Origin of the sequence: Vibrio sp. HENC-03 (genome assembly GCF_000305755.2) — a bacterium.
Taxonomy (GTDB): Bacteria; Pseudomonadota; Gammaproteobacteria; order Enterobacterales; family Vibrionaceae; genus Vibrio; species Vibrio owensii.
On sequence record NZ_JH976131.1, the window covers coordinates 214,091 to 235,495 of the forward strand.

Below are 21,405 nucleotides of genomic sequence, written 5' to 3' on the forward strand. Positions count from 1 at the left end.
TTTATATCTAAATACCGGAAGTAAACGATTAAATTGCACGAAAAGTGCAGAAATCATGAAGGAAGCAAACATGAACGATCAGGTCATTATATTCGACACCACATTGCGTGATGGCGAACAAGCGTTGTCAGCAAGCTTGACGGTTAAAGAAAAACTGCAAATTGCCTATGCGCTGGAGAGGCTAGGCGTTGATGTTATAGAAGCGGGTTTTCCGGTTTCTTCTCCTGGTGATTTCGAGTCCGTACAAACTATTGCAAAACACATTAAAAACAGCCGAGTTTGTGCCCTTTCGCGTGCCGTTGCGAAAGATATCGATGCTGCAGCTGAAGCGCTAAAAGTCGCAGATGCATTCCGAATCCACACCTTCATTTCTACCTCTACCGTCCACGTTCAAGACAAATTGCGCCGTAGCTACGACGATGTTGTAGAAATGGGCGTGAAAGCCGTAAGACACGCACGTAATTACACGGACGACGTTGAGTTTTCTTGTGAAGACGCAGGTCGCACGCCAATCGACAACCTATGTCGCATGGTTGAAGCGGCCATTGATGCTGGCGCAAGCACCATCAATATTCCAGACACCGTTGGCTACACGGTACCAAGTGAATTTGGCGGCATCATTGAGACCCTATTCAACCGTGTACCAAACATCGACAAAGCGATCATATCTGTTCACTGTCACGATGACTTGGGCATGTCTGTTGCGAACTCTATCGCTGCGGTTCAAGCAGGCGCTCGACAAGTAGAAGGTACCATTAACGGTATCGGTGAGCGTGCAGGTAACTGTTCTCTAGAAGAAATCGCGATGATCCTAAAAACTCGCCAAGAGTTCATGGGCGTGCATACGGGTCTAAAACATGACGAAATCCACCGTACCAGCAAGTTGGTCAGCCAGCTATGTAACATGCCAATCCAGAGCAACAAAGCGATCGTTGGTGCCAACGCGTTCAGCCACTCTTCAGGTATTCACCAAGATGGCATGCTGAAGAACAAGAACACTTACGAGATCATGACGCCTGAGTCAATTGGCCTTAAGAACCAAGCATTGAACCTAACCAGTCGCAGTGGCCGTGCTGCGGTTAAGAGTCACATGGACGCAATGGGCTACAAAGAAGAAGAGTACAACCTAGATGCGCTGTACGAAGACTTCTTGAAGCTTGCTGACCGCAAAGGTCAGGTGTTCGACTACGACCTAGAAGCACTAATGCACTTCTCGAATTTGCGTGAAGAAGACGACTTCTACAAGTTGAACTACCTAAGCGTTCAATCTGGCAGCGTAATGGCAACCACCAGCGTCAAAATGCAATGTGGCGATGAAGAAATGTGTGAAGCTGCCGTCGGTAATGGTCCGGTTGATGCGCTATACCAATGTATCTACCGCGTGACAGGTTACGAAATCGTCCTAGACAAGTTTGACCTAACCGCAAAAGGCGAAGGTGAAGACGGTCTTGGTCAAGCAGACATCATCGCTAACTACAAAGGCCGTAAGTACCACGGTACCGGCGTTTCTACCGATATCGTAGAAGCATCTGGCCAAGCGCTATTACACGTTATCAACAGCATTCATCGTGCCGATAAGATTGAAGAGATGAAGCAAAAGAGAATTGCGACGGTTTAATGATTAATTCATTGGAGCTTGAGCCTCACAACTCAGGCTCAAAAAAAATTCGTTTTAGACAAGCTCAAAAATTTAGAAAACTTAAAGGATTACCATGACAGACAAATCATACAAAATAGCCGTTTTACCAGGCGACGGCATCGGCCCAGAAGTAATGGCGCAAGCACACAAGGTGCTAGATGCAATCGAGAAGAAACACGGCATTGCGTTTGAGCGTGACGAGCATGATGTGGGCGGCATTGCGATTGATAATCACGGTTGCCCACTTCCAGAAAGCACAGTAAAAGCGTGTGAAGAGTCTGATGCAGTCCTATTCGGCTCAGTTGGCGGCCCTAAGTGGGAACACTTACCACCAAACGACCAACCTGAGCGCGGTGCCCTACTGCCGCTACGTAAACACTTCCAATTATTCTGTAACCTACGCCCAGCGCAAATCCACTCAGGCCTTGAAGCTTTCTCACCACTACGTGCGGACATTTCCGGTCGTGGTTTTGATATCGTTGTTGTTCGTGAACTGACGGGCGGCATCTACTTCGGCCAACCAAAAGGTCGTGAAGGTGAAGGTCCAACAGAGAAAGCGTTCGACACTGAGGTGTACCACCGTTACGAAATCGAACGTATTGCAAAAATCGCTTTTGAGTCTGCTCGCCTACGTCGTAAGAAAGTGTGCTCTATCGACAAAGCGAACGTTCTACAAAGCTCTATCCTATGGCGTGAAGTGGTCGAAGAAATCGCAAAAGACTACCCAGATGTCGAGCTGTCACACATGTACATTGATAACGCAACCATGCAGCTTATCAAAGACCCAGCACAGTTCGACGTGATGCTTTGTTCAAACATCTTCGGCGACATCATTTCTGATGAGTGCGCGATGATCACTGGCTCTATGGGTATGCTGCCTTCAGCGAGCCTAAACGAAAGCAAATTCGGTCTGTACGAACCAGCAGGCGGCAGTGCACCAGATATCGCAGGTAAGAACATCGCTAACCCAGTGGCACAAATCCTATCTGCTGCACTGATGTTGCGTTACAGCCTAGGTGAAGAAACGGCGGCACAAGACATCGAAACGGCCGTTTCAAAAGCACTATCAGCGGGTGAGCTAACAGGCGACCTTGCTGGTGACAACCCAGCACTTTCGACGTCTGAGATGGGCGATAAGATCGCTGAGTACATCTTAAACTCTTAATACCGCACGATTTGATAATAATTATTTGCTCCTGATGAGCCGTTGTCGGGAGCTATACACGAGATAGCAAACAATGGGCAAAACACTATACGAAAAAGTCTACGACGCACACGTTGCCGTCGCAGCAGAAGGGGAAAACCCAATCTTATACATCGACCGTCACTTGGTACACGAAGTGACGTCTCCGCAAGCATTTGACGGCTTGCGTGAAAAAGGTCGTAAAGTGCGTCAGGTCAGCAAAACTTTTGCTACGATGGACCACAACGTTTCGACAACCACCAAAGACATCAACGCATCCGGTGAGATGGCTCGTATCCAGATGGAAACGCTATCGAAAAACTGTGAAGAGTTTGGCGTTACGCTTTACGACATCAACCATAAATACCAAGGTATTGTGCACGTTATGGGCCCAGAGCTTGGTATTACCCTACCGGGTATGACCATCGTTTGTGGTGACTCGCACACGGCTACACACGGTGCATTCGGCTCTCTAGCTTTTGGTATTGGTACATCAGAAGTTGAGCACGTATTAGCGACTCAAACGCTAAAACAAGCGCGCGCTAAAACGATGAAGATCGAAGTGAAAGGCAAAGTGGCGCCGGGGATCACAGCGAAAGATATCGTGCTAGCGATCATCGGTGAAACTACAGCAGCTGGCGGTACAGGCTACGTGGTTGAATTCTGTGGTGAGGCGATCACCGACCTTTCAATGGAAGGCCGTATGACCGTATGTAACATGGCAATTGAGCTAGGTGCGAAAGCCGGTTTGATTGCACCAGATGAAACCACATTCGAATACATCAAAGGCCGTAAATTCTCACCCCAAGGGGCCGATTTTGATGCAGCAGTAGAATACTGGAAGACATTAAAAACTGACGATGACGCTCAGTTTGATGCGGTTGTGACGCTAAAAGCAGCAGACATTAAACCACAAGTCACTTGGGGTACTAACCCAGGCCAAGTTATCGCAGTAGACCAACCGATCCCAGCACCAGAAAGTTTTGCCGATCCAGTAGAAAAAGCCTCGGCAGAAAAAGCATTGGCTTACATGGGTCTAGAAGCGGGCAAAGCACTTTCTGATTACAACGTCGATAAAGTCTTCGTTGGTTCTTGTACTAACTCACGTATCGAAGACATGCGCGCAGCCGCTGAAGTAGCGAAAGGTCGCAAAGTCGCGTCTCACGTTCAAGCGCTAATCGTTCCTGGCTCTGAGCAAGTAAAAGCGCAAGCAGAAGCGGAAGGCTTGGACGTTATCTTTAAAGAAGCGGGGTTTGAGTGGCGCCTACCAGGTTGTTCAATGTGTCTAGCAATGAACAACGACCGTTTGGGTCCACATGAACGTTGTGCGTCTACTTCAAACCGTAACTTTGAAGGTCGCCAAGGTCGTGATGGTCGTACCCACTTGGTTAGCCCTGCTATGGCAGCGGCAGCAGCAATTGCTGGTCACTTTGTTGATATTCGTGAGTTGGATTAGGTTAAGGAGAGAACAGATGTCAGGTTTTAAACAACACACAGGCTTAGTTGTTCCTCTAGATGCAGCGAACGTTGATACTGATGCCATCATTCCAAAGCAGTTCCTACAAAAGGTCTCTCGCCTAGGGTTTGGTAAGCACCTATTCCATGACTGGCGCTTCCTAGATGATGCTGGCGAACAACCGAACCCAGAGTTCGTGATGAACGCTCCTCGCTACCAAGGTGCATCTATACTGCTAGCGCGTGAAAACTTCGGTTGTGGTTCTTCTCGTGAGCACGCACCGTGGGCACTAGCGGATTACGGCATCAAAGCGATGATCGCACCAAGCTTTGCCGATATTTTTTACGGCAACTCGATCAACAACCAAATGGTGCCAGTTCGTTTGACGGAGCAAGAAGTGGATGAAATCTTCCAGTTCGTTGAGGCGAATGAAGGCGCAGAAGTGGAAGTAGACCTAGAAGCCAATGTCGTTCGTGCTAACGGCAAAGAGTACAGCTTTGAAATCGACTCATTCCGTCGTCACTGCCTGCTAAACGGTTTGGACAATATCGGCCTTACCCTTCAACACGAAGATAAGATTGCCGAGTACGAAGCGAATATCCCAAGCTTCTTAAGCTAATTAAAATCGCAATTTAAACAAACAAAAGGTTGGCTTATGCCAGCCTTTTTTCTTTTATTTTCATTGCCTCAAGAAAGAAACTTCGCCTTATGCAGGTCTACAATATCAATAAGGTTTTAACCCAAAGGTATCTCTATGAAGCGTCTGTTATTACTCTTGTGTGCGCTCGTTTCTTTCTCGACATTTGCCGCACCTAAATCCGACTTATGGCCGTATTGGAAACAATCGAATCAAGCCAATCAAAGTCAAATCTCTCATCAAGATTGGCAGCAATTGCTCGATACTTACTTAGTTGAACAAGGCGAGAATACCTTGTTTCGTTACAGCCAAGTCACCTCGGCCGATAAAACTAAGCTGAAACAATACATCCAGCGTTTGGCAAAACTCGACCCTCTACAATACAACCAAGCAGAGCAATACGCCTACTGGGTAAACCTTTACAACGCCATCACTGTAGACTTAATCCTAGATAACTATCCTGTCGAGTCGATTACCAAACTTGGCGGGCTATTTAGCTTTGGCCCTTGGGGGGATGATGTGGTCGTGATCAACGGGAAGGATCTGACTTTAAACGATATTGAACATCGCATTTTACGTCCAATTTGGAATGACCCGAGAACACATTACGCGGTTAACTGTGCCAGCTTAGGATGCCCTAATCTGCAGTCTCAAGCATTCACAGCTGACAACACGCAAGCTCTACTGGATGGTGCAGCTAAAACATTTATTAACAGCAGCAAAGGCGTATCTATCCAAGGTAACACGGCACAGCTTTCTTCCATTTATGATTGGTTTGCCAATGACTTTGGCGGTGAGAAGCGAGTATTCAACCACATTGCTCAATATGCCCCGCAATACAAAAATTTCTCTGGCAAAGTGAAATACGAATACGATTGGGACTTGAATCAAGCCAACTAAACTGGGGAATTTGAGGTCAATTAGCATTAGGATCATGATAGGTCAAAAGCTAAAGACATCGGTAACTCAAAGACTAAGACATGAAAAAAGGGCACTCTGTGCCCTTTTTTAAATCCAATACCTGATAGAAAACGTCCGACTACTTAAAGCCTTTGACTTTCTTAATAAGATCGTAAGCGTTTTGAATCTCTTGAGACTTCTCTTTCGCGACGTTCATCATCTCTGGTGGCAAACCTTTTGCCATCAATTTATCTGGGTGATGCTCATTCATTAATTTACGGTAAGCACGTTTGACAGTTTTGCCGTCCGCATCTGAAGAGACATCAAGGATTTTGTAGGCATCCGCCAGTTGATCCGCTTGTGAAGCTTGCTGCCAACCTGCTCCTGAAGATTGATATTGCCCTTGTTGCTGACCATGGAAACCACCTTGGCTTTGAAAACGGAACGCCGCTTCTTGCATGTTCAGGCGACGTTCTAGTTGTTCAGAAGAGAACCCTAAACCACGGGCAATTTTGTGTAATACACTGCGCTCACTCGGGTGGATGGAACCATCAGCAAACGCCGCTGAGATTTGTAGTTCCAAAAAGAACTGCAACAAGTCAAAACGCCCTGCTGAAGAGATTTTCACGCGAACCAATACATCTTCAAGTGGGAAATCACTCTCTTTACCATCACGGAACGCTTCTTGTGCTGCACGACGTTGATCTCCATGCAAACTCATGCGGTCCATCATTGCAGACGCAAGTTGAATCTCTTCTTTGGTCACTTGACCTTTGGCTTTTGCCACATGTCCCATAACTGCGAATGCAGCCTTAAAAAATTCTTCTTGGCGCTGGGCTTGGCTTGGACCTTTACCAAAGCCTCCGGTAGAAAACCCCGCTTGGCTTAAACGACGTGCTTTATCGAATTGGTGACCGATAAATAGGCCAAACAACAAACCGAATGGACCACCGAGTAACAAGCCAAAAAAGGCACCCAAAATTTTGCCAAAAATATGCATTATGTGTTCTCTATCAATGAATTTTTATCGACGACGGCGGTCTTATAGTGCCGGACGCAACGATTTCCTTTATGATAATGGAATTAGTTTTTTTATGATCAGGCTATTTCGCCTGCTTATCTTTGCAGCTATTTTATATCGGCATTATGCCACAGCGAATCCATGCTCTGGGATAATTGCAAACTATAGTTGATTCATTTGGCTATAAAGCGAGGGTACAACAAGCCCTATAGCCATCGAGTAGTAGTGACACAGGAAAGTTCAATTCAATGCAACATTTCTCCCGCACATGTTTAGCGGCCTCTATCAGCACCGCCTTGTTTGTACCCACCACTCAAGCTGAAGCGAATATCAATGATAGTGTGCAGGAAATGCCCACCACAGATCAATGTTTGGTCGAAACAAGTGGTGAGGAGGACGCGCTTAACTCCGAAGTCGTAGTACAAGCAGACCGCTTACAAGCCATCAATGGTGACAAAGCTCAGTACTCTGGCAACGTAGAAGTCACGCAAGGTCCGAAGAAAATCACCGCGGATAGCGTAACGCTTCACCAACAAGACAATGTTGTTGTCGCTGAAGGTAACGTAACCTTCAACGATGGCAAAGTAAAAGCACGCTCAGATCGCGTCACCAACGACATTAATCAAGATACTTTCTCGCTAGAAAACACCGATTACCAATTCCTCTGCCAACAAGGTCGCGGTACAGCTGCGTACATTGCACGCACGGGCCAATCTGTTTACGAACTAGAAGATGGTTCCATTACCTCTTGCCCACAAGGTGATAACTCTTGGCGATTAGTGGCATCAGGAATCGATGTTGATCAAGACGAAGAAACGGCAACTCTGCACCACCCTCGTTTTGAGGTGTTGGATGTACCAGTGTTCTACGTGCCTTACTTGACGATGCCAATTGGCGATACGCGTAAAACAGGTTTCCTCTTCCCTTCTATGTCGTACGGTTCAAGCGATGGTCTGGAAGTTGAAATTCCGTTCTACTGGAACATCGCCCCTCAATACGACATGACGATTACGCCTCTGTACATGCAAAAGCGTGGTACTAAGCTAGATACTGACTTCCGATACTTAACCAATGGTTGGGGTGACGGTGAGCTCAAAGGCGAATACATGGGCAGCGATAAACGTTACCAAGACGAATCGCGCTGGGGTTACCAATTCAAACACGATGGTATTATCAATAAACAATGGGTTGTCAGCCTTGATTACTCCAAGGTGAGTGACATCGACTACTTCCGAGATCTCGACTCTGATATTGGTAACCGCGAAGATGGTCAATTGCTACAAGAAGGTGAAGTTCAATACCGTTCTGATTTCTGGGATGCGTCACTCCGAGTACGTGATTTCCAAATCCTGCTCCAAGAAGACAACCAACCATACCGCTTGCTTCCTCAGCTTGATCTTAACTACTACACGCCGCTTTGGGGCAACTACGTCAACTTTGATGTGAAGAGCCAAGTGAGCCGCTTCGACACCGATGACGCTGCAAAACCAAACGCAACTCGTGTTCACGTTGAGCCAGGTATTACCATCCCGCTGTCAAACTCGTGGGCAGATTGGACGACAGAAGCACGCATCTTATCGACTTACTACTCTCAAGACCTTACTGGCCTAACTGATACAGACTTGCGTAACACACTGGATGAAAACGTGTCACGTGTGATCCCAGAGTTCCGCACGCACGCTCGCATGTACTTAGAGCGTGATACTAGCTGGATCGAAGGTTACACACAGACGTTAGAACCACAGTTACAGTACTTGTATGTTCCTGATGAAGATCAGAGCAACATTTACAACTACGATACCACCTTGCTGCAAACCGACTATTACGGTCTATTCCGCAGTCGTAAATACAGTGGCATCGACAAAATTGCTTCAGCAAACCAGTTAAGCTACGGTGCAAGTACTCGCTTTTTCGATGATGACTACAAAGAGCGCTTGAACGTCTCGTTTGGTCAGATCTATTACTTTGATAAGAAGACGAAGATCAGTAACAACCCAAGCTTGCCGGATGAAACATCAAACTACTCATCGTGGGCGGTTGAGACTGACTTCAACTACAACGATTACCTGTTCTACCACGGCGGTATCCAGTACGACATCGACTTGAGCTCGATGCAGCTTGCAAACAGCACGTTGGAATACCAATTTAATGGCGGCTTTATTCAAGGTAACTACCGTTATGTAACGCGCGAATACATTGAAGATACGATCATTGTCGAAAACCTAGATACGATCACTCGTAAAGGTATTTCACAAGCAGGTATCGTGGCGGCATACGAGTTCAACCCGAACTGGTCTGCAAGTGGCCAGTACTACTACGATCTGAATGAAAACATTGATATGGAATGGCTTGCTAGCGTTCGTTACCAATCAGATTGTTGGTACTTTGGTCTGACTTACTCGAACCAACTACTGGGTTGGGATGACAGAGCAATCGGCAGTGATGGTGCATCACCAGAATACGAGAACAACATCAGTGTGAACTTCGGTATTCAAGGCTTTGCAACCAACCAACGCGCAGATTCGGCCGCGAAAGAGCTTGATGGCTCAGACAACGCGATTAAATACGGTCGTCCATTCTATTTGAACAATTAATTGAATTAAGCGTCTTACCTATAACAAGACGCTTAAACACCATTACTGACGGAATTTTTAATGAAAATTTGGAAATCACTCTTATTCACCACCCTACTATCTTGTGGTGTAACAGCAGCGCCAGTAGAGCTTGATAAGGTTGCAGTCATCGTTAACGATGGTGTAATTCTACAAAGCGACATCAATACCGCGATGAAAACGCTGCAAGCTAATGCTCGCCAAAGTGGCAAGAGTCTCCCTTCGGCAAGTGTGCTGAAAGACCAAGTGGTAGAGAAACTGATCATCGACACATTGCAAGGCCAAGAGGCGGAGCGTATCGGTGTTCGTATTGATGACAACCGCCTGAACCAAGCGATCGCAGAAATTGCTCGCAACAACAATCAAAGCGTGGAGCAGTTAGCTGCGTCTGTTCAAGCAGAAGGTCTAAGCTACCCAGAATTCCGTGAGCAGATTCGTAAAGAGATTGCGGCTTCTGAAGCGCGTAATGCACTCGTTCGTCGTCGTATCAACATTTTGCCAGCTGAAGTCGATAGCCTTGCCGACCAATTAGCGACCGAAACTAACGCTACAGTTCAATACAAGATTGGCCACATCCAACTTCGTTTCTCTGACGATAAAGACAAGTCAGAAGTCGAAGCAGAAGCCAATGCATTGGTTAAGAAACTAAAAGACGGTGCAGACTTCTCTGAAATGGCATACACCTACTCAAAAGGTCCTAAAGCACTACAAGGTGGTGATTGGGGTTGGATGCGTAAAGAAGAAATGCCAACCATCTTTGCAGACCAAATCAAGATGCAAAACAAAGGCAGCATTATTGGCCCATTCCGCAGCGGCATCGGCTTCCACATCCTAAAAGTAGAGGATGTGAAAGGTCTTGAGACCGTAGCGGTAACAGAGGTAAATGCTCGCCACATTCTGATCAAACCAACCGTTATCTTGAGTGACGACGGTGCGAAGAAAGAACTAAACGAGTTCATTCGTCGCATCAAAGCAGGTGAAGCAACCTTTGCTCAACTGGCAACACAGTACAGCCAAGATCCAGGTTCAGCGGCTCAAAATGGTGAGCTAGGTTACCAAACACCTGATTTATACGTACCAGAATTTAAGCACCAAGTAGAAACGCTACCTGTAGGCTCAATCAGTGAACCTTTCAAAACGGTACACGGTTGGCACATTGTTGAAGTTCTAGACCGTCGCCAAGTCGACCGTACAGACTCAGCAATGAAGAACAAAGCTTACCGCATTCTATTTAACCGTAAGTTTAATGAAGAAGCTGGCGCATGGATGCAAGAGCTACGCGCAAGCGCATTCGTTGAAATCGTGGATGACAATGATGGCAACTAATTCGATTCGCAGAATCGTCGTGACCGCAGGGGAACCTGCGGGTATCGGCCCGGATTTGGTACTGGCTCTGTCTAAGGAAGACTGGGCTCATCAAATCGTTGTCTGCGCAGACAAAAATATGCTGTTGGAACGTGCCAACTTGCTTGGCATTGATGTTCAACTGACTGATTACAATCCAGAAGAAGCGCCAAAGGCACAAAAAGCAGGCACCTTGATCGTTGACCATATCGAAATGGCAGAAAATGTCATCACGGGTCAACTCAATGAAGCCAACGGCCACTACGTGTTAAAAACACTAGAAAGGGCCGCTTTGGGCTGTATGAATGATGAATTTGATGCTATTGTCACCGGCCCTGTACATAAGGGGGTGATCAATCGCTCTGGTGTTGCGTTCAGTGGGCATACTGAATTCTTCGCCGAGAAGTCCAACACACCGTTGGTCGTGATGATGCTAGCCACCGAAGGGCTGCGAGTTGCTCTAGTAACAACGCATATTCCTTTGGCTTACGTATCTAAAGCCGTCACGGAAGAGCGATTAGAAAAAATCATCGATATTCTTCATAAAGATCTTGTAGAAAAATTTGCCATCTCCCAACCAAACATCTATGTTTGCGGGCTAAATCCACATGCGGGAGAAGATGGCTGTTTGGGTCGCGAAGAGATCGAGACCATCACTCCAACATTGGAAAAGATTCGACAAGAAAAAGGAATCAATCTGATCGGTCCATTACCGGCAGACACCATTTTCAATGAAAAGTATTTAAACGATGCTGATGCTGTTTTAGGCATGTACCACGATCAAGTATTGCCAGTTTTAAAATACAAAGGCTTTGGTCGTTCAGTAAACATTACTCTTGGTCTACCTTTTATTAGAACATCGGTGGATCACGGTACTGCATTAGAACTGGCAGGGACAGGTCAAGCGGATACAGGGAGCTTCCGAACAGCGCTCACGCATGCGATAGAATTGGTAGAGAAGAAACAATGAGAAATGATGTCCATTTAGGACACAAAGCGCGTAAACGTTTTGGTCAAAACTTCCTGAACGACCCATACATTATTGATGGCATCGTATCAGCAATTAACCCAAGACCAGGGCAAAACCTGGTTGAAATCGGCCCTGGTCTAGGTGCAATCACCGAGCCTGTTGGCCGCGAAGTCGACAAGTTCACGGTAATCGAATTGGACCGTGACTTAGCAGAACGTCTACGTAACCACCCTGAATTGGCAGACAAACTTACGATTCATGAAGGCGATGCAATGCGCTTTGACTTCACGCAGTTAGTGAAGCCAAACAACAAGCTACGTATCTTCGGTAACTTGCCATACAACATCTCTACACCATTGATGTTCCACCTATTTGAATTCCATAAAGACATTCAAGACATGCACTTTATGCTTCAAAAAGAAGTGGTAAATCGCTTAGCGGCAGGCCCTGGTAGCAAAGCATACGGCCGTCTAACGGTTATGGCGCAGTACTACTGTAAAGTGGTGCCAGTACTAGAAGTACCGCCAACGGCATTTGTTCCGCCACCGAAAGTAGACTCAGCCGTAGTACGCTTGGTTCCTTACGAAGAGCTGCCACACCCAGCAAAAGATCTACGTTTGTTGGAGCGTGTATGTCGCGAAGGTTTTAACCAACGCCGTAAGACTGTACGTAATTGCTACAAGTCGCTACTAAGTACTGAAGTACTTGAAGAACTGGGTATCAACCCTAGCATGCGTCCAGAGAACCTAACGCTACAACAGTTCGTCGCCATGGCGAACTGGCTCGCGGACAACCCGCAGCAATAAGAACTCAAACGATAAGCCAAACCCTTGCCGGTTTGGCTTATTATTATTGGGATACAACGTTTCTCGAGGAGTGCACATGGACGTCATTCAACCTTGCATCAAAATCCAAGTTCATACCAAATACATTGAAGAACAGTCCAACCCAGAACTGCAGCGATACGTCTTCGCTTATATCATCACAATAAAAAACCTCAGCCAACAAACTGTCCAATTAGTTAGCCGTCGCTGGTTAATCACCGACTCAAACGGTAAACAAATGACGGTCGAAGGTGAAGGTGTGGTTGGTCAACAGCCTTTTATTCCGGGTAACGACGAATACACTTACAGCAGCGGAACTGCGCTTGAAACACCGGTTGGCGTTATGCAAGGACACTACATGTTGTTGGATGAAAAAGGACAGCAATTTATCACCGAGATTGATCCATTCCGTTTAGCGGTTCCAAACGTCTTAAATTAATCAGGAGATTCAGTGGCGACTTATATTGTTGGTGATATTCAGGGCTGTTTTGATGAGCTTCAGCAGTTACTAGAACAGGTTAATTTCTCTTCACAGCACGACCAGCTTTGGCTAGCGGGAGATCTCGTCGCTCGCGGACCTAAATCTCTAGAAACATTACGTTTTGTTAAGTCTCTGGGTGACAGTGCCAAAGTGGTACTTGGTAATCATGACCTACACCTAATGGCGGTGTCGCACGGACTGAAAAAAGTCAAAGACAAGGATAAGACTGCACCTATTTTTTCCGCTCCGGATAAACGAGAGCTGCTTACTTGGTTGGCTCAGCAACCTCTTATGGCCGAGCATGACGAGTTCGTTATGTGTCACGCTGGCATCTCTCCATTGTGGGATCTTGATACTGCAAGAGCGTGTGCACGTGAAGTTGAAAGCATCATTCAAAGTGAAAAGCTACCTTGGTTGCTAGAAAACATGTACAGCAACCAACCCGATCTTTGGAATGAATCCTTGTCGGGTCTCGATCGTTATCGCTACACCATCAATGCGTTTACTCGCATGCGTTTTTGCTTTACTGATGGTCGCTTGGATATGGATTGCAAACTACCACCGCAAGAAGTGTCTGAAGATGAACTCGTGCCTTGGTTTAAGCTCCCACAACGAGTCCCACTAGAAAAAGCAGTGCTATTTGGGCACTGGGCAGCACTACAAGGTCATATAGATGAAAGCATCATTGGTCTTGATACTGGCTGCGTTTGGGGTGGTTCACTCACCATGATTCGTTGGGAAGACAAGCAAGTCTTCACTCAAGACGCTCTCAGTTAACGGTTCTGATTGCCGGACTAGAAAACAAAAAGCACCGCATTTGCGGTGCTTTTCTCATTCTATCCGATTACTTTTCGAGGACAGTAAAACGCATGTTGTAAGCGTTTTTCTCATCCGCTTGGTACGCTTCAGAGTACGTTTCTTTGAACTCAGTTCCCCAATCGGGGAACTGAGTATCTCCATCAATTTCAGCTTCAATATGAGTAACATACAGCTTGTTAGCCATGGGGAGGCACGCGGCATAAATCGCTCCGCCACCAATAATCATGACTTCTTCCACTTCACCAGCAACCTCAAGTGCTTGCTCAATTGACGTGACCGTTGTAACACCTTCAATGGAAAGTGAAGCATCACGGCTGATGACAATGTTCAAACGACCAGGTAATGGACGCCCAATAGACTCATAGGTTTTACGCCCCATAACAACTGGCTTGCCCATGGTGCAACGCTTAAACCATGCAAAATCGGCAGGAAGGTGCCAAGGCATCTGGTTGTCTTTACCGATGATTCGGTTGTCTGCCATCGCGGCAATCATGCTGATGATCATATTGGATCCTTATACTATGGGTCTGCGGCGATAGAATAACAGCCCCGGAACCGCCAAGCCAACCGCTAAGCCAGCAATAATAAACATCGCCTTAAGAAAGTTTTCCATGCACGTCGCAATAAGTTCAGGTGAGTAACCTAAGTGGTTTATCTCTACCATGGCGATCATGGCCTTATATGCGAATACGCCCGGAACCATAGGAATCAAAGCAGCCACAGTGAAGACTTTAGGGTGAGCAAGAAAACGATGGGACCAATGCACACCGATCAAACCGACTAACGTCGCTGCAAAAAACGTTGCCCATTCAATTGGCAAGCCAAAGTGCATCATTAGGTAGCGACTGCCATGACCAATCGCACCACCTACAGCGCAGTATTTGAGTGCTTTCTGCGGCACATTAAACACCATAGCAAAACCAACGGCAGGAATAGCGGCGAAGAACATATCGTTCAACAGCCCTAAGATGAGTTCAAATACGCTCATTAGCTCATCCACCCCCAAATCCCCGTGACTTCCATTGCCGCAACAATGCCGAGGCAAGTTGCTAAGGTTAATAAGCTCGCCATGGTAAATCGTGCAATGCCCATGTTGATATGGCCTTTCAGCATATCGGCAACCGAGTTAATCAGCGGGAAGCCGGGCACTAGCATCAATACCGATGATGCCATCGCAACGGTTGGCAGATTACCAATGTCAAAAATCACCGCTTGAGCAGAAATTAGTGTGGTCACAAACGCCGTGGCAGCGAAGTTGAGAAGAGGATTAAAGTGGCGATGGCCAATTTCTTGTCGAACGGTCATGCCGCCTGCGGAAGCAAGAAACGTCATGACAAACACACCTAAATCTCCACCCGCTAAATGACTGAAGGCCGCACAAGAAAGGCCGATCATGAACACCACCAACCAACGGTTATAGCGCTCAGGGCTAATGGTATTGAGTTTCTTCTGCGCCATTCTCACATCGAGTAAGCCGCGCTCCATCATGATACAAATTCGTTGGATCTGGGTGATCACTCGCATGTTGATCCCGCGATCGGCGCAACTTCTGGTCGTTGTAATGCAATGATCGTCTTTGACTGTAGTGACAACCAAAGCATTTGCAGATAATGCCACTGCCACTTCACTGACACCACAGGCAATACCGATGCGCTGCATGATGTCACTCACAAGCGTACTTTCAGCCCCGTGGGCTAAGAGCATTTGCCCTGCTTGGGCAACGAGCCGAGAAATGGCCCTTTGATTGGATGCCGTCGTTGCACAAGACGGTATAACTTCCGATGTCATAAATACTTCCTAAGTCCGTTAAGCTTATTATTGTGCCGCAAATCACATCGTCTAAACATGATTTAGATACAAAAAAAGCCGCAATAAACATTGCGGCTTAATGAATTAGCTAGCGATTAGTCGCGGACGTAAACAACGTGACCGTCGTCTTCTTCATCGTCCCAATCATCCCAATCGTCGTCATCTTCTTCAGTGATAACGTCTTTACCAGCGATTGCGTCTTTATGGTAATCATCCCACATGAAGTTCACTTTATCTTCTTCAGCAACTTCTTCCTCTTCGCGAGGTAGGTTTTCCATAAAGTCTGCTAACTTGTAGCAAAGCTCTTTTGTACCGTTACGGTTGATCGCTGAGATCTTAAAGAACTCGTCTTCCCAACCTAGAGCGTCCAAGATCTCTTGGATCTTTTCATTCGCTTCTTCTTCTGGCATCAGATCCGTTTTGTTGAAGACTAGCCAACGAGGTTTACCTGCTAGTTTCTCACTGTATTGCTCCAGTTCATCAATGATGGTTAGGGCATTTTGAATTGGATCTGACTGATCGATAGGCATGATATCAATCATGTGTAGCAGTACGCGGCAACGCTCTAGGTGCTTAAGGAAGCGAATACCTAGACCAGCACCGTCAGCTGCGCCTTCGATTAGACCAGGGATGTCTGCAACCACAAAGCTCTTCTCAGGAACCACACTCACAACACCCAAGCTTGGGATTAGCGTTGTAAATGGGTAATCTGCTACTTTTGGTTTTGCTGCTGATACTGCGCGGATAAAGGTTGATTTACCTGCGTTAGGTAGACCAAGCATACCAACGTCAGCCAATAGCAATAACTCTAGACGGATTTCACGGATTTCACCTTTAGTACCTAGCGTTCTCTGACGAGGAGCGCGGTTTACTGAAGATTTAAAACGCGTGTTACCAAGACCGTGCCAGCCGCCTTTCGCGACCATCACTTTCTTACCGTGTTCTGCTACTTCTGCAACGATTTCGTTAGTGTGGATATCAACCGCGCGAGTACCTACTGGTACGCGAAGTGTGATGTCTTTACCACGTTTACCAGTACAGTTACCTCCGCGACCGTTTTCACCGCGTTCTGCTTCGTAAAAGCGTTGGAAACGGTAATCGATCAGGGTATTTAGGTTTTCATCGGCTTGGATGTATACATCACCACCATCACCACCGTCGCCACCATCTGGGCCACCTTTAGTGATGAATTTTTCACGCCAGAAACTTACAACGCCGCTACCGCCGTCACCAGCCTGAACTTTAACTACCGCTTCATCTACGAACTTCATCTTTTACTCCGACTACTTCGTGCGTGGATTAAATCTGATTTGCCATCAAACAATTTTAGCAGATGACAGATCTAAGCTCCCAGATTCCAACCCCTCAGGGATAAAACGAGAAACTTGAATATGTCGACTGCTACAAATAAAAAACCCCGCCGAATCGGCAGGGCTTTTGAATTCAGCTATAAAGCTTTAGTAATTAACCTAAAAGGTAAAATTACTCAGCTTCGATGCTTACAAACTTACGGTTCTTAGGACCTTTAACCTCGAACTTCACCTTACCTTCAGTAAGAGCGAATAGAGTGTGGTCTTTACCGATACCTACGTTGTTACCAGCGTGGAACTTAGTACCACGTTGACGAACGATGATGTTACCTGCAAGAACAGATTCACCACCGAAACGTTTAACACCTAGACGTTTGCTTTCTGAATCGCGGCCGTTACGAGTAGAACCACCAGCTTTTTTGTGTGCCATTGTTAAACTCTCCTAATAGATTAAGCGTTGATACCAGTGATCTTCACTTCAGTGAACCACTGACGGTGACCCTGTTGCTTACGAGAGTGCTTACGACGACGGAACTTAACGATTTTAACTTTATCGCCACGACCGTGTTGTACTACTTCAGCAACAACTTTGCCGCCCTCTACAAGAGGTGCGCCAACTTGGATTTCTTCGCCGTTAGCAACAAGAAGAACTTTATCAAATTCAACAGTTGCGCCCGTTTCAACGTCTAATTTCTCTAAACGAAGAGTTTGACCTTCGCTTACACGGTGTTGTTTACCACCAGATTGGAAAACAGCGTACATATTTTACTCCGCTTTTTCCGCACAGCCTTTTCATGAGGGTGTGCGCTAAACTAATCATCAATAGGGCGCAGATTCTACAGAAGAGATGCCCCTATGACAAGCCATATTTTGAAAAAATTGGCGAAAAGCTAATCGCCAAAGAAAAGTGCGGCAATCATGCCCTTTAGTAATGTATTAATCAACGTTTTTTAGTGTATTATTCGACAATTATATAAATCGAATAAGCCTTGCAGGGTCTAACTTCAGCCGGATATACGATGGATTTTAAAACTATCCAAGCGCTTACTGCCGATGACATGGCAAAAGTGAATGAAACAATTCAAGCCCAACTAAATTCTGATGTCTCTTTAATCAACCAACTCGGTTTCTATATCGTGAGTGGTGGAGGCAAACGCTTAAGACCACTTCTGGCGATATTGTCAGCACGTGCTCTTGGTTACCAAGGTAACGGCCATACAATGGCAGCTGCGTTTATCGAGTTCATCCATACGGCAACTTTGTTGCACGATGATGTGGTAGACGAATCAGACATGCGCCGCGGTAAAGCGACAGCAAACGCTGCGTTTGGTAATGCCGCTAGCGTGTTAGTTGGGGACTTTATTTATACTCGCTCATTCCAAATGATGACTGAGCTAGGATCAATGAAGATCCTTAAACTGATGAGCGACGCAGTTAATGTGATCGCAGAGGGTGAGGTTCAGCAGTTGATGAACTGTAATGATCCTGACACGACAGAAGAAAGCTACATGCAGGTCATCTACTCTAAGACCGCACGTTTGTTTGAATCCGCTACACAGATTGGTGCGATTCTTAACGATGCGCCGGAAGAAGTAGAAGTCGCATTCCAGAACTACGGTAAATATTTGGGCACAGCATTCCAACTGATCGACGACGTGATGGATTACACGTCTGACGGTGAGGATATGGGTAAGAATGTTGGTGATGATTTGGCTGAAGGCAAACCAACGCTTCCTCTACTTCATGCAATGCGCAATACCACGCCAGAGAATGCGCAGATGATTCGTGAAGCGATTGAGAAGGCCAATGGCATGGATCGACTAGAAGACATTCTAGCGGTAATGCAGGAAGCTGGCTCGCTGGAATACACCACGCAAAAAGCGATGGATGAAGCAGATAAAGCGATTGCAGAACTCGCAATCCTTCCAGAATCTGATTACAAGCAAGCGCTGATTACTCTAGCCCACATGGCAGTTAAGCGTACCAGCTAAGCTAGTAAAAGAAGACCCTGATGAAAAAAGGAAGAGTGCTACTCTTCCTTTTCATTATGTTTGGCGCTCAAGCGATGTTTCGTTAGTAATAACGGTCACAACTGTCGTGAAGCTGTGGATTGTCTTCTATTTCATCGAAGCTAACTGCAAGCTGCTCTTCTGAACCTTGCTTAGCAAGCAGCACTGTCTCTGCCTCTTGGTCGATGACTAGAATCGTACCGACACCTTGCTGACACTCAACGACCATACCTTTACGGATTCGATTTGCTTCCATCACCCTCTCCTTCACAAAGTTACCCGATTCAGACTCTGTTACGCGAGATAAGGTGAAAGGATCAAAAAAGCCGATCATCAGATCGGCTTTCAATTTAAATTGTCTTCTTTATATAACCTATATAAAAATACGCTTATTTCGCAAATTCAACACCAATGTTGATATCGCCATTTAGTGTTTCTAGCATGCCATCTAATGCTGACGTCTCGTAGTCACTTAGCGCACCGTAGCTTAGAACTTCTTCTACGCCGTCTTTACCTAGCTTCACAGGTTGTGCGAAGTATGGTGCATGTTCGCTGCCACCGTCTACATAAGCACACTCCACTACGCCTTCTTCACCTTGAAGAGCACGTACTAGCGCTAAGCCAAAGCGACATGCAGCTTGGCCCATAGATAGAGTTGCACTACCGCCACCCGCTTTCGCTTCTACTACTTCTGTACCCGCATTCTGGATACGCTTCGTTAGCGCTTCAACTTCTTCAGCAGTGAACTCAACACCTTCTACTTGAGATAGAAGAGGAAGAATTGTCACACCAGAGTGACCACCGATAACAGGAACGCGAACGTCACCTGGATCTTTATCTTTTAGTTCAGCCACGAAGGTTTCTGAGCGGATAACGTCCAGCGTTGTTACACCAAACAGTTTGCGCTTGTCGTAAACGCCTGCTTTTTTCAACACTTCAGCTGCGATTGGCACTGTTGTATTCACTGGGTTAGTGATGATACCAACACATGCTGTTGGACATACAACTGCGATCTTTTCCGCCAGCGACTTAACAATGCCAGCGTTTACGTTGAACAGATCCGCGCGATCCATACCAGGTTTACGAGCTACACCAGCTGAAATTAGAACAACATCCGCACCTTCAAGTGCAGGTGTTGGATCTTCGCCAGCGTAACCTTTAATAGAAACCGGAGTTGGGATGTGGCTAAGATCTGCAGCCACACCAGGAGTTACTGGAGCAATATCGTATAGGGCTAAATCTGAACCTGCAGGAAGACGGTTCTTAAGTAGAAGGGCCAGAGCTTGACCGATGCCGCCAGCGGCACCAATAACGGCTACTTTCATGTAGTTCTCCTTGAGAGTATTTCTCTTATAAACGTATTCGTAGGGTATTTTGTAACCAGCTGAAACAAAGCTATCGGAATCACAACTTGATTACAATCAATTAACGCCAGCTTTGCGACCTCGCGCAACTCGCTGTTACCGTGCTACAAACAAAGGCTTGATTATTCGTTTATTCTGTTGAAATGACAAGAAATTCAGTGCAATAAATAGGTCAACAATTTCATACTTAAAGAACCCTATCCTGTTTAGGGTTTACAGTGATGGAATTAACATAATGTCGTGACTTTTTGGCACTGCCTGAATATCTATGCGAGAATATGCAAAATTGCTGACCCTTGATAAGAGAATCATAACGACTATGCGCAATTCAGAAAAACAAGATAACTTAGTTCGCGCTTTTAAAGCCTTATTAAAAGAAGAGAGCTTTGGCTCACAGGGTGAGATCGTTGATGCACTAAAACAACAAGGTTTTGAAAGTATCAACCAATCCAAAGTTTCTCGCATGTTGACTAAGTTTGGTGCCGTACGTACACGTAACGCAAAAATGGAAATGGTTTACTGCCTACCAGCAGAGTTAGGCGTACCAACAGTTAGCAGCTCTTTGCGTGAGTTGGTGTTGGATATCGACCATAACGCAGCTCTTGTCGTTATCCACACCGGCCCAGGTGCCGCTCAATTGATTGCTCGCCTACTGGACTCATTAGGCAAATCAGAAGGCATCTTAGGTGTGGTTGCTGGTGATGACACCATCTTCATTACCCCGACAATGCCAGTTTCTACAGAACAATTGTTCAAATCTGTGTGTGAGCTTTTCGAGTACACAGGCTAAGTAACTGTTTGTGGGCTATGAAATTAGTTGAGTTTTGTAGCCCATGAAAAATGTAAATTTTTTGATTTTTTAGCTTATTTTTCACCCATCCTATTTGTGATTTACATCACGCTATTGGTTTTTTTAATACCCTCGCCAACATGCAAGATAAGTAATTGTTCTAAAAAGAATTAGTCTACGAATTCATCCCCACACACCAACGCACACTTTAGACTTATTCGCTATAGTTTTTAACAA

General features: G+C 46.0%; 22 protein-coding genes. 13 read left to right on the plus strand and 9 right to left on the minus strand.

Annotated elements, in window-relative coordinates; genetic code table 11:
• The first annotated feature begins 70 nt into the window (after window positions 1–70).
• From leuA to VCHENC03_RS01990, 5 genes are all read left to right on the plus strand, one after another.
• On the plus strand, window positions 71–1,618 hold the full coding sequence (gene leuA, locus VCHENC03_RS02010) for a 2-isopropylmalate synthase (RefSeq protein ID WP_005437391.1): 1,548 nt from the start codon (window positions 71–73) through the stop codon (window positions 1,616–1,618).
• 94 nt (window positions 1,619–1,712) lie between these two features.
• A complete protein-coding gene (gene leuB / locus VCHENC03_RS02005) occupies window positions 1,713–2,804 on the plus strand; it encodes a 3-isopropylmalate dehydrogenase (protein ID WP_005430431.1) in 1,092 nt (363 codons plus the stop codon).
• A gap of 73 nt (window positions 2,805–2,877) precedes the next feature.
• Window positions 2,878–4,278: a 3-isopropylmalate dehydratase large subunit gene (leuC, locus tag VCHENC03_RS02000; RefSeq protein WP_009707790.1), complete on the plus strand. Its 1,401-nt coding sequence runs from the start codon at window positions 2,878–2,880 to the stop codon at window positions 4,276–4,278.
• A gap of 16 nt (window positions 4,279–4,294) precedes the next feature.
• Window positions 4,295–4,897, plus strand: coding sequence for a 3-isopropylmalate dehydratase small subunit (gene leuD / locus VCHENC03_RS01995; protein ID WP_009707791.1), 603 nt, complete (start codon window positions 4,295–4,297; stop codon window positions 4,895–4,897).
• Window positions 4,898–5,032: 135 nt separating this feature from the next.
• A complete protein-coding gene (locus VCHENC03_RS01990; protein WP_009707792.1) occupies window positions 5,033–5,815 on the plus strand; it encodes a DUF547 domain-containing protein in 783 nt (260 codons plus the stop codon).
• 139 nt (window positions 5,816–5,954) lie between these two features.
• Here VCHENC03_RS01990 and djlA read toward each other — a convergent pair whose 3' ends face one another.
• Window positions 5,955–6,815: a co-chaperone DjlA gene (djlA, locus tag VCHENC03_RS01985; protein ID WP_009707793.1), complete on the minus strand. Its 861-nt coding sequence runs from the start codon at window positions 6,813–6,815 to the stop codon at window positions 5,955–5,957.
• Window positions 6,816–7,084: 269 nt separating this feature from the next.
• On the opposite strand from djlA, the gene lptD reads away from it, so the two are divergent.
• The 6 genes from lptD to apaH all read left to right on the plus strand — a co-directional run bounded on the left by lptD (window position 7,085) and on the right by apaH (window position 13,844).
• Window positions 7,085–9,430 (plus strand): LPS assembly protein LptD, encoded by a 2,346-nt coding sequence (lptD, locus tag VCHENC03_RS01980; protein WP_009707794.1) that lies wholly within the window; start codon window positions 7,085–7,087, stop codon window positions 9,428–9,430.
• Window positions 9,431–9,490: 60 nt separating this feature from the next.
• Window positions 9,491–10,774 carry a peptidylprolyl isomerase SurA gene (surA, locus tag VCHENC03_RS01975; protein ID WP_009707795.1) on the plus strand — a complete coding sequence of 428 codons (1,284 nt, stop codon included), beginning with the start codon at window positions 9,491–9,493 and terminating at the stop codon, window positions 10,772–10,774.
• The gene (gene pdxA / locus VCHENC03_RS01970) at window positions 10,764–11,762 is read left to right on the plus strand and encodes a 4-hydroxythreonine-4-phosphate dehydrogenase PdxA (protein WP_009707796.1); all 999 of its coding nucleotides are present in this window, start codon (window positions 10,764–10,766) and stop codon (window positions 11,760–11,762) included. Before surA ends, pdxA begins: the two co-directional genes overlap by 11 nt.
• Entirely contained in the window at window positions 11,759–12,568 is an 810-nt protein-coding gene (gene rsmA / locus VCHENC03_RS01965; RefSeq protein WP_009707797.1) for a 16S rRNA (adenine(1518)-N(6)/adenine(1519)-N(6))-dimethyltransferase RsmA, read from the plus strand. Before pdxA ends, rsmA begins: the two co-directional genes overlap by 4 nt.
• Before the next feature lie 76 nt (window positions 12,569–12,644).
• Entirely contained in the window at window positions 12,645–13,025 is a 381-nt protein-coding gene (gene apaG / locus VCHENC03_RS01960) for a Co2+/Mg2+ efflux protein ApaG (RefSeq protein ID WP_005437382.1), read from the plus strand.
• Window positions 13,026–13,037: 12 nt separating this feature from the next.
• Window positions 13,038–13,844 (plus strand): bis(5'-nucleosyl)-tetraphosphatase (symmetrical) ApaH, encoded by an 807-nt coding sequence (apaH, locus tag VCHENC03_RS01955; protein WP_009707798.1) that lies wholly within the window; start codon window positions 13,038–13,040, stop codon window positions 13,842–13,844.
• A gap of 67 nt (window positions 13,845–13,911) precedes the next feature.
• Here the strand turns inward: apaH and folA are convergent, their stop codons facing one another.
• The 6 genes from folA to rplU form a co-directional block, all read right to left on the minus strand.
• Complete coding sequence (gene folA / locus VCHENC03_RS01950) at window positions 13,912–14,391, minus strand: type 3 dihydrofolate reductase (RefSeq protein ID WP_009707799.1); 480 nt, start codon at window positions 14,389–14,391, stop codon at window positions 13,912–13,914.
• A 9-nt stretch (window positions 14,392–14,400) separates the two neighbouring features.
• Window positions 14,401–14,874, minus strand: a complete 474-nt coding sequence (locus VCHENC03_RS01945) for a threonine/serine exporter family protein (protein WP_005437379.1) — start codon at window positions 14,872–14,874, stop codon at window positions 14,401–14,403.
• Entirely contained in the window at window positions 14,874–15,674 is an 801-nt protein-coding gene (locus tag VCHENC03_RS01940; protein ID WP_032803107.1) for a threonine/serine exporter family protein, read from the minus strand. The genes VCHENC03_RS01945 and VCHENC03_RS01940 overlap by 1 nt, the downstream gene beginning before the upstream one ends.
• A gap of 116 nt (window positions 15,675–15,790) precedes the next feature.
• Window positions 15,791–16,966 (minus strand): Obg family GTPase CgtA, encoded by a 1,176-nt coding sequence (cgtA, locus tag VCHENC03_RS01935; protein WP_005437377.1) that lies wholly within the window; start codon window positions 16,964–16,966, stop codon window positions 15,791–15,793.
• A gap of 211 nt (window positions 16,967–17,177) precedes the next feature.
• Window positions 17,178–17,435 (minus strand): 50S ribosomal protein L27, encoded by a 258-nt coding sequence (gene rpmA, locus VCHENC03_RS01930; protein ID WP_005383095.1) that lies wholly within the window; start codon window positions 17,433–17,435, stop codon window positions 17,178–17,180.
• Window positions 17,436–17,455: 20 nt separating this feature from the next.
• Entirely contained in the window at window positions 17,456–17,767 is a 312-nt protein-coding gene (gene rplU / locus VCHENC03_RS01925; RefSeq protein WP_005437376.1) for a 50S ribosomal protein L21, read from the minus strand.
• Window positions 17,768–18,024: 257 nt separating this feature from the next.
• On the opposite strand from rplU, the gene ispB reads away from it, so the two are divergent.
• A complete protein-coding gene (gene ispB / locus VCHENC03_RS01920) occupies window positions 18,025–18,996 on the plus strand; it encodes an octaprenyl diphosphate synthase (RefSeq protein WP_005437375.1) in 972 nt (323 codons plus the stop codon).
• An 82-nt stretch (window positions 18,997–19,078) separates the two neighbouring features.
• Here ispB and VCHENC03_RS0126285 read toward each other — a convergent pair whose 3' ends face one another.
• Complete coding sequence (locus VCHENC03_RS0126285; protein WP_020196546.1) at window positions 19,079–19,270, minus strand: hypothetical protein; 192 nt, start codon at window positions 19,268–19,270, stop codon at window positions 19,079–19,081.
• 133 nt (window positions 19,271–19,403) lie between these two features.
• Window positions 19,404–20,339: a malate dehydrogenase gene (gene mdh, locus VCHENC03_RS01915; protein ID WP_009707801.1), complete on the minus strand. Its 936-nt coding sequence runs from the start codon at window positions 20,337–20,339 to the stop codon at window positions 19,404–19,406.
• Window positions 20,340–20,697: 358 nt separating this feature from the next.
• Here mdh and argR point away from each other — a divergent pair, with 358 nt between their 5' ends.
• The gene (argR, locus tag VCHENC03_RS01910) at window positions 20,698–21,168 is read left to right on the plus strand and encodes a transcriptional regulator ArgR (RefSeq protein ID WP_005430583.1); all 471 of its coding nucleotides are present in this window, start codon (window positions 20,698–20,700) and stop codon (window positions 21,166–21,168) included.
• The last annotated feature ends 237 nt before the right edge of the window (window positions 21,169–21,405 follow it).

Bases quoted from the DNA above. Each gene is read 5' to 3' on its own strand.
- leuA (WP_005437391.1), top strand. From the start codon at position 71: ATGAACGATCAGGTCATTATATTCGACACCACATTGCGTGATGGCGAA.
- leuB (WP_005430431.1), top strand. From the start codon at position 1,713: ATGACAGACAAATCATACAAAATAGCCGTTTTACCAGGCGACGGCATC.
- leuC (WP_009707790.1), top strand. From the start codon at position 2,878: ATGGGCAAAACACTATACGAAAAAGTCTACGACGCACACGTTGCCGTC.
- leuD (WP_009707791.1), top strand. From the start codon at position 4,295: ATGTCAGGTTTTAAACAACACACAGGCTTAGTTGTTCCTCTAGATGCA.
- VCHENC03_RS01990 (WP_009707792.1), top strand. From the start codon at position 5,033: ATGAAGCGTCTGTTATTACTCTTGTGTGCGCTCGTTTCTTTCTCGACA.
- djlA (WP_009707793.1), bottom strand. From the start codon at position 6,815: ATGCATATTTTTGGCAAAATTTTGGGTGCCTTTTTTGGCTTGTTACTC.
- lptD (WP_009707794.1), top strand. From the start codon at position 7,085: ATGCAACATTTCTCCCGCACATGTTTAGCGGCCTCTATCAGCACCGCC.
- surA (WP_009707795.1), top strand. From the start codon at position 9,491: ATGAAAATTTGGAAATCACTCTTATTCACCACCCTACTATCTTGTGGT.
- pdxA (WP_009707796.1), top strand. From the start codon at position 10,764: ATGGCAACTAATTCGATTCGCAGAATCGTCGTGACCGCAGGGGAACCT.
- rsmA (WP_009707797.1), top strand. From the start codon at position 11,759: ATGAGAAATGATGTCCATTTAGGACACAAAGCGCGTAAACGTTTTGGT.
- apaG (WP_005437382.1), top strand. From the start codon at position 12,645: ATGGACGTCATTCAACCTTGCATCAAAATCCAAGTTCATACCAAATAC.
- folA (WP_009707799.1), bottom strand. From the start codon at position 14,391: ATGATCATCAGCATGATTGCCGCGATGGCAGACAACCGAATCATCGGT.
- VCHENC03_RS01945 (WP_005437379.1), bottom strand. From the start codon at position 14,874: ATGAGCGTATTTGAACTCATCTTAGGGCTGTTGAACGATATGTTCTTC.
- VCHENC03_RS01940 (WP_032803107.1), bottom strand. From the start codon at position 15,674: ATGACATCGGAAGTTATACCGTCTTGTGCAACGACGGCATCCAATCAA.
- cgtA (WP_005437377.1), bottom strand. From the start codon at position 16,966: ATGAAGTTCGTAGATGAAGCGGTAGTTAAAGTTCAGGCTGGTGACGGC.
- rpmA (WP_005383095.1), bottom strand. From the start codon at position 17,435: ATGGCACACAAAAAAGCTGGTGGTTCTACTCGTAACGGCCGCGATTCA.
- rplU (WP_005437376.1), bottom strand. From the start codon at position 17,767: ATGTACGCTGTTTTCCAATCTGGTGGTAAACAACACCGTGTAAGCGAA.
- ispB (WP_005437375.1), top strand. From the start codon at position 18,025: ATGGATTTTAAAACTATCCAAGCGCTTACTGCCGATGACATGGCAAAA.
- VCHENC03_RS0126285 (WP_020196546.1), bottom strand. From the start codon at position 19,270: ATGGAAGCAAATCGAATCCGTAAAGGTATGGTCGTTGAGTGTCAGCAA.
- mdh (WP_009707801.1), bottom strand. From the start codon at position 20,339: ATGAAAGTAGCCGTTATTGGTGCCGCTGGCGGCATCGGTCAAGCTCTG.
- argR (WP_005430583.1), top strand. From the start codon at position 20,698: ATGCGCAATTCAGAAAAACAAGATAACTTAGTTCGCGCTTTTAAAGCC.